The sequence below is a fragment of the Streptomyces sp. WAC04114 genome (assembly GCF_019733245.1).
Classification (GTDB): Bacteria; Actinomycetota; Actinomycetes; order Streptomycetales; family Streptomycetaceae; genus Streptomyces; species Streptomyces massasporeus_A.
This window is the reverse complement of record NZ_JAIGQA010000213.1, coordinates 1-12,921: the sequence shown is the minus strand read 5'-3', so window position 1 is coordinate 12,921 and position 12,921 is coordinate 1. Positions and strand designations below refer to the sequence as shown.

The window sequence follows — 12,921 nt, the reverse complement described above, 5'->3', positions numbered from 1 at the left end:
GGGTACGGCTATCCGGCAGGCCCGGGGGGTGCTCCGGGGACGCCGCACGGTGCTCCGGGTGCTCCGGGGACGCCACACGGTGCTCCGGGTGCTCCGGGGACGCCGCACGGTGCTCCGGGCGCTCCGGGGATGCCGTCCGGTGGTGTGCCGCAGGGCAGTACGCCTCCGCCTGTGCCCGGCGGGCAGCCGTACGGGTATCCGCAGGCTCCGCAGGGGAGTACGCCTCCGCCGGCCGCCGGGCCGGGGGCCGCTCCGAACGCCGGGGACATCGCAGACGCCGCGACCAGCAAGGCCGCTCCGCCGCCTGGGCGTCGGGGTACGGGGCCGACCACTCCGCCTCCCCCGGGTGCCCCCGGGACGCCCGGTGCTCAGCCGGGCAGCACGCCTGCGCCATCGGGGCCCGGGGTGCCAGGCACTCCCGCGGGCGGCTACGTGCCCACGCAGATGGTGTCGGCGCTCGGGCCTGACGGTCCGGGTGGACCCGGATCCGGATCCACGTCCGGGCACTCTTCGGGAACGGGCACGCCGCTGCCGCCGCCGGGGGCCCCTGGTGCGCCGGGTGCGCCGAACCCGCCCGGTCCTCCGGGTGCGCCGCAGCCTCCTGGTGCTCCGGGTGCTCCGGGCGGCACGCCGCCCGGCGGCGTCCATCACGCTGCCACGATGCTTGCCGATCCGGACCGGATGGGCCCGGGTGCGCCGCAGCCTCCGGCTCCCCCCGGGGCGCCCGGTGCTCCGGGTGCGCCCCAGCCCCCGGGGATGCCGAACCCGCCGGGTGCTCCCAACCCGCCGGGCCCGCCCGGCGCGCCGCAGCCTCCGGGTGCCCCTGGTGCTCCCGGCGGCCCGGGTCCCGTGCACCATGCCGAGACCATGCTGGCCACGCCCCCGGCGGGCGGCCCCGGCGTGCCTCCGCCTCCGCAGGCCCCCGGCGCACCACCCGGCGCCCCCGGTGCCGCACCGGGGGCCCCTGGCACGCCCGGTGCGCAGCCGATGCCGCCGGGGATGCCGGGCGCGGTGCCACCCGGTATGCCGCCCGGGGCGATGCCCCCGGGCGCGATGCCGCCGCCAGGCCAGCCCGTCCCCGGGCAGCCGCCGGCGTACGGCTATCCGCAGCAGCCCACCGGGCAGCCGACGGTCGGGCCCGGCTATCAGGCCGTGCTGCGCTACCGCGCGCAGGACGGCTCCGAGCAGCAGCTGATCCGGCGTTCCGCGCCGGGTACGCCGCACCCGGAGTGGCAGATCTTCCACGAGCTGCGGGCCATGAACGTGCCCCCGGACCAGGTGCTGGAGCTGCACACCGAGCTGGAGTCGTGCGAGCTGCCGGGTGCGTACTGCGCGCGGATGATCCGGGAGCAGTGGCCGCAGGCGCGCATCACCAGCATCGCGCCGTACGGCACGGACCACGCGAGCCGACAGCAGGGCATGCAGCAGTTGCTGGCCCACCAGGGCGAGTTGCACCAGGTGGCGGACGGCCCGGCGCGCCCGGCGCCGGTGCGTGCTCCGCTGCCGCCGGTGCAGATGGCGCCGCCGATCCCGCCGGAGGCCATCGGGCAGGAGCTGGGGGCCGCGTTCGGGCCGGGGGTGTTCCGGTTCGAGCAGGCCGCCGTGTCGCGTCAGGGTGTGCCGCCGGTGGTGGCGCACACGCTGGTGGCGGCCGGACTGCCGATGGACATGGGCCCGTTCTTCTGGGCGCAGGCGCAGCCCGGCCGGCCGGTTCCGACGCTGGCGGAGCTGGCGGCCGAGCGCGGGGTGCAGTCGGCTTCGGACGCCGGTTCCTACCTGGTGATGGGCAGCGACTTCGGCAAGGCGATCTGCGTGCAGTACGGCACGGCGAACATCGTCGCCGTGCCGGTGGAGGCGGGGCCGGGCGGGGCGCCCGTGCCGCCGCAGTTCGTGAACACCGGGCTGCCGGAGTTCGCGCGTTGTCTGGCGTTGCTCGGGCGGATGTGGCGGCTGCGGTTCGGGCTGAACCAGGAGCAGGCGGGCCGCTGGACCGTCGACTTCCAGGCCCAGCTGGCCGCGCTCGACCCGGCGGCACTGGGGTCGCCGGAGAGCTGGTGGTCGGTGCTGCTGGAGCAGATGTGGGACGGGTTGCTGTGACGCCTCGCCGCTGACGTGCCGCAAGGAGCCGGGTCCGGTCGCTCGTACGACCGGGCCCGGCTCTTTTAATGCCCGTGCTTCGTGCCCGCGTTTCGTGCCCGTGCTTCGTGCCCGTGCCGAAATTCTTCGCGCCGGGCTGTCACACCTTCCTCCGCTGCTTCGTCAGTGCAGTGACAGCGACGCACGACGCACCGCCGACACAGGAGGCAGAGATCATGCAGGCACGGATGACGAACCCGGCGTACGTCCTTTCCGGCGCGATGAAGGGCATCGGCACCCTCTTCCAGGCGATCGGAGAGGGCGGCCTGGCACCGGACGTGGCGGAGATCGTCGGGCTGCGCGCCAGCCAGATCAACGGCTGCGGGGCCTGCGTGCACGGGCACGTGGCCAACCTCCGCAAGGCCGGGGCGAGCGAGGAGCGCATCGCGGCCGTCGCCGCCTGGCGGCACGCGCCCTTCTTCTCGGACGCCGAGCGCGCCGCGCTGCAGCTGACGGAGGCGATGACGCGGCTCTCCGACCTCTCGGGGGAGTCGGTGCCGGATGGGCTGTGGGACGAGGTGGCCGACCACTTCGACGAGAAGGAACTGTCCGCGCTGATCCTCACCGTCGCGGTCACCAACATGTTCAACCGCATCAACACGACCATCCAGGAGCCGGCGGGAACCACCTGGGGCTGACGGCCCGTTCGGCCCGTCCGGCCCGCACGGATCATGGCCCGTGACCCCTTTGCGGAGTGTCGCATTATGAACACTTCCGCCTGATCCACCAAGATGTGCGCGAAATCACCCATTTCTTACGCGACTTCGCACCGGTGCGCGTGCCTGCGCATCGGTGTGGTGGAGAGGGGCCCGGATGAGCAGCGCGACGGCGTCACCGCACGGCTTCTGTGCCGTGCGGGGGCGCGGCTACCGTCCCGAGCAGGTCGACGCGTACGCCGAGTCCCTCTCCGCGGACCGGGACGCGGCCTGGGAGAGGGCGGCCCGCCTGACGGTGCTCGCCCGGCGGATGGACGAGGAACTGGAGCGGCTGCGCGAGGCTGTGGCCCGGCTCGCCCCGCAGGACTACGAGACGCTCGGGGATCGTGCACGGCGGCTCTTCGAACTCGGCGAGCAGGAGGCCGCTGCGGTACGGGAGGGTGCGCTGCGGGAAGCGCGGCAACGCGTGGACGCGGCACGGTCGTCCGCGGCCGGCGTGCGTGAGTCCGCGCGGGCGTGCGCCGATGCGGTACGCGCCGACGGCGACGAACGCGCCCGTCAGCGGCTGCTGGCCGCACACGCCGAGGCCGACGAGATCCGGGGCGTGGCGAGGGGTGAGGCGGAGGAAGAGCGGGGCGAGGCGGTGGCCGCGCTGCGGGAGATGCGCCGGCGCACCGCCGGGATGCTGGCCGAGCAGGCCAAGGAGCACGCCGAACGGTGGGCGGAGACGGAGCACGAGGAGGCCGCCCGCGAGGCTGCGTCGGACGCGCACGACGAGGAGGCCCTGACGCGCGCGGAGGAAGTGCTGTCCGACGCCGAGCAGGCCTTCGCCGACGCGGAGGACTCCGCCCGCGACCTGGAGGAGGAGGCTCGCGCCCACGCGGAGGAGCTGGTCGTCCGGGCCCGCGAGCACGCCGGGGACGTGGCGGAGGAGACGGACCGGCTCCTCCGCGAACACGCCGGGCAACGAGACGACGCCCGGTCCCACATCGACCTCGTCCACACCAGCCTCACGGCTTGGGCGGGGCGGGTGGCGGCGGAATGAGGCGCCGAGGCGGCCGCCCGTTGGCGGCCGCCTCGGGTTGCAGGAAGTGGTGACCCCGTAAGTCCGAGCCCCGCGCTCAGAGGTTGTGGATCAGAGGTCCTGGGGTCGGGGTACGGCGAGTCGTCACCGGCTGCCGTGCCGCCCGCGCTACTGGTCCCTGCGGGCCGCGCCCGCCAGGATCCAGCCCTCCACCGCCTCGTACTGGTGGCGCTGTTCCTCCGACTTCCGGTGGCCGGAGGCCATCGTGCCCAGCCAGCCGCAGGCGAAGCCCAGGGGTATGGAGAGCAGGCCCGTGGTGGTGAACGGGAACCAGTTGAAGTCGGCCTCGGGGAAGGCCGAGACGGGTGAGCCGGAGACCAGGTTGGTGCCCGGCATCAGCAGCAGGACCGCCAGGGAGCCGCCGATGAGCGTGCTGAGCAGGCCCGTTCGCGTGTAGCGGCGCCAGAACAGGCTGTAGACCAGCGCGGGCGCGATGGCCGAGGCGCCCAGGCAGAAGGACAGCGTCACCAGCCATTGCAGGCTGCGGTGCTGGACCTGGGTGGCCAGGAGGATCGCGGGGACGCCCACGGCCAGTGCCGACAGCCGGGCCACGGTCATCTCGCGCCGCTGTGACATCTCCTGCACCCGGGCCGCGAACACGTCGTGCGCGAGGGAGTTGGCGCAGGCCAGGATCATGCCGGCGACGGAGGCGAGCACCGTGAGGAAGACCGCCGTGGTGACGGTCGTGAACAGGAGCGTCTCCGCCGACGACACGTCCGCGCCGAACGCCGCCTTCGATCCGAGCAGATACGCCGTGTTGCCCTGCGGGTCGACCTGCGCGATCAGTTCCCGCCCGACCAGCGCGGTCGCTCCGAACCCGACGACCGTGATGACGAGCACGAACAGGGCCACAGCCGACACCGCCCAGGACATCGAGCGCCGCACCTGCCGGGCACTGGAGGCCGTGTACATGCGCATGGTGACGTGCGGCAGGACGGCACCGCCGAGGACCACCGTCAGCTGTGCGGTGATCATGTCCAGGTCGGGGCTGGGGCCGCCGGAGAACTGCAGGCCCGAGGAGAGGAACGCCGAGCCCACGCCGCTGTTCTGCGCGGCCGCGTCGAACAGGGCTCCCGGGTCCCAGTCGAACCGGTTGAGGATCAGCACCGCGACGATCATGCCGGAGCCGAGCAGCATCACGATTTTCAGGATCTGGATGAGGGCGGTGCCTTTCATCCCGCCGATGGCCGCGTAGCTGATCATCAGCGCGCCCACGCCGATGATGCAGCCGGTCTGCAGTGACTCGCCGGAGAAGCCGAGGATGAACGCCATCAGCTGTCCGGTCCCCGCCAGCTGGACCAGCATCAGCGGCAGCAGCGCCGCCAGGGTCACCGCGCAGGCCGCGATGCGGACACCGCGTCCCGGCATCCGGCGGGTCAGCGCGTCGCCCATGGTGAACCGGCCCGCGTTGCGCAGCGGTTCGGCCAGCAGGAACATCAGCAGCATCAGCGACAGCGCCGTGCTCAGGGCCAGGACGATCCCGTCGTAGCCGAACAGGGCGATGACGCCGCCGGTGCCGAGGACGGTCGCGGCGGAGATGTAGTCGCCCGCGATGGCCAGGCCGTTGCGCATGGGGGACAGGGAGCTGTAGCCGGTGTAGAACTCGTCCAGGTCGTCCCGGTCCGGGCCCGTCATCACGCACAGCAGCAGCGTGATCGTTGCGACGGCGGAGAAGCCGACCAGGGACATGGCCTGGGCGTTGCCGCTGAAGTCGGTGTTCACCGCGTCCCCTCTCGCTTCGCGTCCAGCTCGGCGTGCTTGCGTATGCGGTCCGCGATCGGGTCGACGCGGCGGCGGGCCGTCTGCTCGTACAGGGCGATGGCCAGCCAGGTCACGGGGACCTGGATGAGCGCGAGCAGCAGACCGAGGGGCAGGCCGTCGGTGACGGTGCTCGTCATGAACGACGGCGCGAACGCCGACAGGATCAGGAACAGGACGAAGTAGCCGAGCGCCGTGAGTGTCGCCACGCGTCGCTGCCAGCGGTAGGCGCTGCGCAGGACCCGCAGGTCGCTGTGCTGACCGAGCGCGGCGTGGCGCTGGGGACGCCGTCCGGCCGGTTCGGGCGCCTCCTGCGGTGCCCAGGGGTAGGTGTCGTACGTGTAGGCGTCGTAGGCCGGGGACGGGGATGGATCGGGTGGTCGGTACGGGTAGGACGGGGACGGGTCGTAGGACATCCCGGTTCTCCTTGCGAGGGTGGGATCCGGTGCGGCGGGCCGCAGGGAGGTGGGGGGCGGGAGCCACGCACGCTACTTCGGAGCAGGGGTCCAGCGCGAGGGTTTCGGCAAACTGATCGGTCGGTACGCGCTTATCTTTCCGACCTCGGGTGTTACCCGCGTTAACTCAGATTCCTCGCAGGTCCGGGCGTGTCACCCGAGGTGGATCAGCGCCACGGACGCCGGTACGTCGGCGCGGTCGTCGAGCATCGCCCGGAAGACCAGCCGCCGGTCGGTCCGACGCGCGTGACCGAACTGCTCGCGCGGACTGTGAAGTTGACTCCGACCCGGCCCCCCGCCGGCACGCGTATGCGTGTCTCCTGCTCCGCCCGCACGGTGCCCCGTCACCCTCCCGGGCGCGGTCGCCCAGGCGGTGCCCGCCGCCTCCCCTCGGCATCGCCCCGGGCCCCGCTGCCGTCGCCCCGAGTCCTGCCGTCGTCGCCGTGCGCCTGTTGAAGTCCATGCCACCAGCAGACACGCAGCGCCCGTCACTCCGCGTCACCCGAAAGAGTGTGCGGGCCCGGAAACGGGTCGGGGTCACGCCCTAGGGGTGCCCTGCGGCCTGTCGGGGACGGCGTCGAGGGACCGGCGCACGTAACGGACCCCCGGCTGTCCACCCACCGTCGTGTTCTCCACCCACGTGAAGCCGTTGCGGGTCAGGACCCTCATGGAAGCGGTGTTGTCGAGGGTCGTGCGCGCGGTGAGGGACGTCAGGCCGTAGTCGGTCGCCGCCAGTCGGCACACCTGTGCGACGGCCGCCGTCGCCACGCCCCGGCCCGCGGCCTGTTCGCCGACGCGGTAGCCGAGTTCGGCGGCGCCGTCCGCCAGATCCATCAGGTTCACCCGGCCGATCAGCTCGCCGTCCTCCCCGAGGACGACATGGAAGCGGCACACGCGCGCGTGCTGCTCGTCGAGGAGTGCCCGGAGCCGTGCGGCGAACCCGGCCGGCGTGAAGAAGGCGTCCCCCCGGTCCGGCACCGTACGCGCGAAGTACGCCCGGTTCTCCCGCTCGAACGCCAGCAGCGCGTCCGCGTGATCCGCCCGCAGGGGCTCCAACGTCACCATGGGCGTGAGGATACGGACGCCCTCAGTCCTTGAGCACCGGGAATTTCCGGGGCGCGAGGAAGAGCAGCACCAGGAACGCCAGGGCCGCCGCGCCCGCCGCGCCGAGGTACACCGCGTGCACCGCGTCGGCGATCGCACGCCGGGTCGCCTCCGGCGCCGTGCCCGAATCGAGCGCCCGCGTCACCGAGTCCAGGTCGCCCGCACCGCCGAGCCTGGCGGCCAGCACCCCGTTGGCGACCGCCCCGAACACCGCGGCGCCGATCGTCTGGCCGGTCTGGCGGCAGAACAGCACGGACGCGGTCGTCGTACCGCGCTCCGCCCATCCCACCGTCGACTGCACACCGACGATGAGCGGCAGTTGGAACAGACCAAGCGCGGCGCCCAGCAGCAGCATCAGCAGGGTCGGCTGCCACGCCTGCCCGGGATAGGGCAGGAAGGGGAACGCGAACAGGATCAGCGCGGCCGTGCCGATGCCCAGCATGGCCGTGTTGCGGAAGCCGATCCTGCGGTACACGTGCTGGCTCAGTGCCGCCGACACCGGCCAGCTCAACGTCCAGACGGACAGCACGAATCCGGCGGCCACGGGTGCGAGGCCCAGTACCGACTGGGCGTAGGTGGGCAGGAAGACCGACGGCGCGACCATCAGCAGGCCCAGCGCGCCCAGGGCGAGATTGACCGCGGCGTTCGTACGGCGCCGCCACACCCAGCCCGGGATGATCGGCTCCGCCGCCCGGCGCTCCACCAGCACCACGACCGCGACCAGGGCGAGTCCCGTACCGAACAGCGCCAGTGAGGGCGCCGACAGCCACGGCCAGGCCACTCCGCCCTGCACCAGGGCCGTGAGCAGAACGCCGCCGCAGGCGAACACCGCCAGCGCGCCCGCCCAGTCCACGCGCGCGTGCGGGGTGGCTTCCCGCTCCGGCTCGTGGAGGTGACGGACGATCAGCCACAGCGCGACAGCGCCGATCGGAAGGTTGATCAGGAAGATCCAGCGCCAGTCCGCGTACGCGGCGAGCACCCCGCCGATGCCCGGGCCGGCCACCGCGGACACCGCCCACACCGTCGACAGCTTCGACTGGATCTTGGGCCGGTCCTTCAGCGGGTACAGGTCGGCGGCGAGGGTCTGCACCGTGCCCTGGAGCGCGCCGCCGCCCAGGCCCTGCACGACGCGGAAGGCGATGAGCGCCCCCATGTTCCAGGCCACCGCGCACAGCAGGGACCCGAGCAGGAAGATTACGGACCCGGCTATGAGGACCGGTTTGCGGCCGAAGGTGTCGGAGAGCTTGCCGTACACGGGCAGGGTGACGGTCACCGCCAGCAGATAGCCGGAGAACAGCCAGGAGAAGACGGAGAAACCGCCGAGGTCCCCGACGATCTGCGGAACGGCCGTCGAGACGATGGTCGCGTCGAGCGCCGCCAGTGCCATCGAGAGCATCAGCGCCGCGACGACGGCTCCGCGCCGGCCGGTCGTGGCGGGACGTGCGGCCTCTCGTGCCGCGGAACTGGTGCTGCCCACCCGGTGCCTCCCCCTCGCCCCGGCCGCGCCCGCGCCACGGGTCCCGTCGTATGCCTGCCCCTTGCACCTACCTGCCGCGGACAGCTTCCCACTTGACCCTGACGCAGCGGGAGGGTGGAGCCTGACTGGGCCGAGGGGTGGAGCGAACCCTGAGATCGCCTCCACCCTGCGGTGGACTGCCCCTAGGGGTACCTCCGTACTACGACCTGGGGAGGGTTCGTACCGGCGGAGGACGAGACGGGCGGGGGCTCGTCCTTAACCTGGCTTTACGCCGCCGGGGGGCGGTTGGCACACCGGCGGGGGTGGGGTTTTCCACAGCAAAAGACTGCGCTGAACACCAGGGCGCGGGACCCCTCCCCGCCGCGAGACTGACAACGCGACGAACGGACTCCTGGTCCGGCACCGCGCACAGCGGCTGTCGACCGGGCGACCGCCTTCACCATTTGCTGACCGACATAGGAGACATACCGTGACTTCGGCTGTGACCATTCCCAGGCACGGGGGTACTGGAGGGCGTACGGCCGTTGCCGCGCGGGCGCGGCAGGTCGTGAAGGCGTACGGATCCGGTGAGACCCGTGTCGTCGCCCTCGACCATGTCGACGTGGACATCGCACGCGGCCAGTTCACCGCGATCATGGGCCCCTCGGGGTCCGGCAAGTCCACGCTCATGCACTGCCTCGCCGGACTCGACACCGTGACGGACGGCCAGATCTACCTCGACGAGACCGAGATCACCGGTCTGAAGGACAAGAAGCTCACGCGGCTGCGCCGGGACCGGATCGGGTTCATCTTCCAGGCGTTCAACCTGCTGCCGACGCTCAACGCGATCGAGAACATCACGCTGCCCATGGACATCGCGGGCCGCAAGCCGGACAAGGAGTGGCTGACACGGGTCGTGGAGACCGTCGGGCTCGCCGACCGCCTCAAGCACCGCCCCACCCAGCTGTCCGGCGGCCAGCAGCAGCGCGTCGCCGTGGCGCGGGCCCTCGCGGCCCGGCCCGAGATCATCTTCGGGGACGAGCCGACCGGAAACCTCGACTCCCGCGCCGGCGCCGAGGTCCTCGGCTTCCTGCGCCGGTCCGTCGACGAGCTGGGCCAGACCATCGTGATGGTCACCCACGACCCGGTGGCGGCGAGCTACGCGGACCGGGTGCTGTACCTCGCCGACGGCCGCATCGTCGACGAGATGTTCAAGCCCACCGCGGAGGCCGTGCTCGACCGCATGAAGGACTTCGACGCCCGGGGGCGCACGTCATGACCGTCATGAAGACCTCGATGCGCAACTTCTTCGCGCACAAGGGGCGGATGGCGCTCTCCGCGATCGCCGTCCTGCTGTCGGTCGCCTTCGTCTGCGGCACGCTCGTCTTCACGGACACCATGTCGACCACGTTCGACAAGCTCTTCGCGGCCACCTCCTCCGACGTGACGGTGAGCGCCAAGGGCGCCTCCGACAGCGGCGAGACCACCGCCGACAACGGCAAGCCGCCGGTCATGCCGGCCTCCGTGCTGGGTGAGGTCCGCAAGGCGCAGGGCGTGAAGTCCGCCGAGGGAACGGTGTTCTCCACCTCGGTGACGGTCGTCGACGGCGACAAGGACAACCTGTCGCCCTCCAGCGGCGCCCCGACCATCGTGGGCAACTGGAACGACACCGACGCCCGCACCATGAAGATCACCTCCGGTGTGGCGCCCAAGGGCCCCGAACAGATCATGGTCGATGCCGACACCGCCGACAAGCACGACCTGAAGCTCGGCGACGAGCTCGGCGTGATCAGCGCCATCGGCACCCACACCGCGAAGATCTCCGGCATCGCCGACTTCACCGTCACCAACCCCGGCGCCGCGATCTTCTACGTCGACACCAAGACCGCCCAGCAGACCCTGGTCGGCGAGAGCGACGTCTACACCAACGTCAACGTCACCGCGGCCGCAGGCGTCAGCGACGCACAGCTGAAGAAGAACGTCACGGCCGAACTCGGCGGCGACTTCCAGGTGAAGACGGCCAAGGAGACCACCGACGCCAACCAGAAGGACGTCGCGAGCTTCATGAACGTCATGAAGTACGCGATGCTCGGCTTCGCCGGGATCGCCTTCCTCGTCGGCATCTTCCTGATCATCAACACCTTCTCCATGCTGGTCGCCCAGCGCACCCGGGAGATCGGCCTGATGCGGGCCATCGGCTCCTCCCGCAAGCAGGTCAACCGCTCCGTGCTGGCCGAGGCGCTGCTGCTCGGCTTCGTCGGCTCGGTGCTCGGTGTCGGCGCGGGCGTCGGCCTCGCCATCGGCCTGATGAAGCTCATGGGCCAGATGGGCATGGAACTGTCCACCGACGACCTGACCGTGGCCTGGACGACCCCGGTGGTCGGCCTCGTCCTCGGCGTGATCGTCACTGTCCTGGCCGCCTACCTGCCCGCCCGGCGCGCCGGCAAGATCTCCCCGATGGCCGCCCTGCGCGACGCGGGAGCCCCCGCTGACGCCAAGGCCGGCTGGATCCGCGCCGCGATCGGCACGGTCCTCACCGGCACCGGCGGCTTTGCCCTGTATCTCGCGTCGGCGGCCGACAAGGCCAAGGACGGCTCGATGTGGCTGGGCCTCGGCATCGTGCTGTCGCTGATCGGCTTCGTCGTCATCGGCCCGCTGCTCGCCGGCGCCGTGGTCCGCGTCCTGGGCGCCGTCCTGCTGCGCATGTTCGGCCCCGTCGGCCGCATGGCCGAGCGCAACGCCCTGCGCAACCCGCGCCGCACCGGCGCGACCGGCGCCGCCCTGATGATCGGCCTCGCCCTGGTGGCGTGCCTGTCCGTGGTCGGCTCCTCCATGGTGGCGTCCGCCACCGACCAGCTCGACAAGACCGTCGGCACGGACTTCATCATCCAGCACGACCGCGGCCAGCTGATCACCCCGCAGGCCGTCAAGGCAGCCAAGTCGGCGCCGGACGTCGAGCGGGTCACCGAGTACAAGCTGGGCAAGGCCGACTTCACCACCCCCGACGGCAAGACGCTCAAGGACACGTCGATCACCGCGGCCGACCCGTCGTACGCGACCGATCTGCGCACCGAGACCGTCGCCGGCAAGCTGCCCGACGCCTACAAGCCCGACTCGATGTCGGTCCACGAGAAGTTCGCCAAGGACCACGGCATCACCCTCGGGTCCAAGATCAAGGTCGCCTTCAGGGACGGCTCCGCGGCCGACCTGACGGTCCGGGCGATCACCAGCAGCGACGTCGTGATCGACGCCGGCGCGATGTACACCTCCATCTCGACGATGGCCAAGTACGTCCCGGCCGACAAGATGCCGCTGGACTCGCTGGTCTTCGCCAGTGCCAAGGAGGGGCAGCAGGACGCCGCCTACAAGTCCCTGAAGTCGGCGCTGCACGACTACCCGCAGTACATCGTGCGCGACCAGACCGACTACAAGGACGCCCTGAAGGACCAGATCGGCCAGCTGCTCAACATGATCTACGGCCTGCTGGCCCTGGCGATCATCGTCGCCATCCTGGGCGTGGTGAACACGCTGGCCCTGTCGGTGGTGGAGCGCACCCGGGAGATCGGCCTGATGCGGGCCATCGGCCTCTCGCGCCGCCAGCTGCGCCGCATGATCCGCATGGAGTCGGTCGTCATCGCCCTCTTCGGTGCCCTGCTGGGCCTCGGACTGGGCATGGGCTGGGGCGCCACCGCGCAGCAGCTGCTCGCCCTGGAGGGCCTCGGGGTCCTGGACATCCCCTGGCCGACGATCATCGGCGTCTTCATCGGCTCGGCGTTCGTGGGCCTGTTCGCCGCCCTGATCCCGGCGTTCCGGGCGGGCCGGATGAACGTCCTGAACGCGATCGCGACGGAGTAGCCGAACGTCGCGTACGAACCACCGCACACGGGGGTTGCGGAGGATGGGCCCGCCCCGGAGGTATCGCCTCCGGGGCGGCCTTGTTTCAGCCTCCGGAGGCATTCTCTGCCCCCGGAGGCCTTGTGTTCAGCCGGGTGCGGAGAGCGGCCGGGAGCGACGTCCGACCGATCATGCCGGGCGAAAACAGCGGGTGGGGGCGATGTCGTGAAGGTTGGGCGGGTGAATCCCCGCTTGGCCGACTGCGTGCCGTGCTGCCGCGTGCCTCGACGACGGCGCCCCCGGGAGCCGGCCCGAAGGGAACGGGTGTTCGCTCCGGGGGGAACGGGGCGTTATCCACAGGCCCGCCGCGCGGACGCGCATCGTCGTACGCTGGAGACCCCCCGGCCCGCGGCGCGCGTCAGGCCCGTCGTCTTGCCC

9 protein-coding genes are annotated in these 12,921 nt (G+C 71.8%); 5 read left to right on the top strand and 4 right to left on the bottom strand.

Annotated features, from left to right (window positions below):
* From K4G64_RS34580 to K4G64_RS34570, 3 genes are all read left to right on the top strand, one after another.
* A partial coding sequence (locus tag K4G64_RS34580; protein WP_260461380.1) for an SUKH-4 family immunity protein occupies window positions 1-2,097 on the top strand: 2,097 nt, incomplete at its 5' end.
* Window positions 2,098-2,312: 215 nt separating this feature from the next.
* A complete protein-coding gene (locus K4G64_RS34575) occupies window positions 2,313-2,774 on the top strand; it encodes a carboxymuconolactone decarboxylase family protein (protein WP_221759861.1) in 462 nt (153 codons plus the stop codon).
* Between the two features lie 175 nt (window positions 2,775-2,949).
* On the top strand, window positions 2,950-3,837 hold the full coding sequence (locus tag K4G64_RS34570) for a DivIVA domain-containing protein (RefSeq protein ID WP_221759860.1): 888 nt from the start codon (window positions 2,950-2,952) through the stop codon (window positions 3,835-3,837).
* Between the two features lie 147 nt (window positions 3,838-3,984).
* Here K4G64_RS34570 and K4G64_RS34565 read toward each other — a convergent pair whose 3' ends face one another.
* The 4 genes from K4G64_RS34565 to K4G64_RS34550 all read right to left on the bottom strand — a co-directional run bounded on the left by K4G64_RS34565 (window position 3,985) and on the right by K4G64_RS34550 (window position 8,670).
* The gene (locus tag K4G64_RS34565; RefSeq protein ID WP_260461383.1) at window positions 3,985-5,565 is read right to left on the bottom strand and encodes a cation acetate symporter; all 1,581 of its coding nucleotides are present in this window, start codon (window positions 5,563-5,565) and stop codon (window positions 3,985-3,987) included.
* Between the two features lie 29 nt (window positions 5,566-5,594).
* Entirely contained in the window at window positions 5,595-6,050 is a 456-nt protein-coding gene (locus K4G64_RS34560; RefSeq protein WP_221759858.1) for a DUF485 domain-containing protein, read from the bottom strand.
* A 576-nt stretch (window positions 6,051-6,626) separates the two neighbouring features.
* The gene (locus K4G64_RS34555; RefSeq protein ID WP_221759857.1) at window positions 6,627-7,154 is read right to left on the bottom strand and encodes a GNAT family N-acetyltransferase; all 528 of its coding nucleotides are present in this window, start codon (window positions 7,152-7,154) and stop codon (window positions 6,627-6,629) included.
* Between the two features lie 22 nt (window positions 7,155-7,176).
* The gene (locus tag K4G64_RS34550; protein ID WP_221759856.1) at window positions 7,177-8,670 is read right to left on the bottom strand and encodes an MFS transporter; all 1,494 of its coding nucleotides are present in this window, start codon (window positions 8,668-8,670) and stop codon (window positions 7,177-7,179) included.
* 469 nt (window positions 8,671-9,139) lie between these two features.
* Here K4G64_RS34550 and K4G64_RS34545 point away from each other — a divergent pair, with 469 nt between their 5' ends.
* Both K4G64_RS34545 and K4G64_RS34540 read left to right on the top strand, forming a co-directional pair.
* Window positions 9,140-9,928, top strand: coding sequence for an ABC transporter ATP-binding protein (locus K4G64_RS34545; protein ID WP_062927290.1), 789 nt, complete (start codon window positions 9,140-9,142; stop codon window positions 9,926-9,928).
* Window positions 9,925-12,504, top strand: a complete 2,580-nt coding sequence (locus tag K4G64_RS34540) for an ABC transporter permease (protein ID WP_221759855.1) — start codon at window positions 9,925-9,927, stop codon at window positions 12,502-12,504. Before K4G64_RS34545 ends, K4G64_RS34540 begins: the two co-directional genes overlap by 4 nt.
* The last annotated feature ends 417 nt before the right edge of the window (window positions 12,505-12,921 follow it).

What these genes read in the sequence shown, in the direction of transcription:
- K4G64_RS34555 (WP_221759857.1), bottom strand. Translation starts at nt 7,154, where the DNA reads ATGGTGACGTTGGAGCCCCTGCGGGCGGATCACGCGGACGCGCTGCTG.
- K4G64_RS34575 (WP_221759861.1), top strand. Translation starts at nt 2,313, where the DNA reads ATGCAGGCACGGATGACGAACCCGGCGTACGTCCTTTCCGGCGCGATG.
- K4G64_RS34540 (WP_221759855.1), top strand. Translation starts at nt 9,925, where the DNA reads ATGACCGTCATGAAGACCTCGATGCGCAACTTCTTCGCGCACAAGGGG.
- K4G64_RS34560 (WP_221759858.1), bottom strand. Translation starts at nt 6,050, where the DNA reads ATGTCCTACGACCCGTCCCCGTCCTACCCGTACCGACCACCCGATCCA.
- K4G64_RS34570 (WP_221759860.1), top strand. Translation starts at nt 2,950, where the DNA reads ATGAGCAGCGCGACGGCGTCACCGCACGGCTTCTGTGCCGTGCGGGGG.
- K4G64_RS34565 (WP_260461383.1), bottom strand. Translation starts at nt 5,565, where the DNA reads ATGTCCCTGGTCGGCTTCTCCGCCGTCGCAACGATCACGCTGCTGCTG.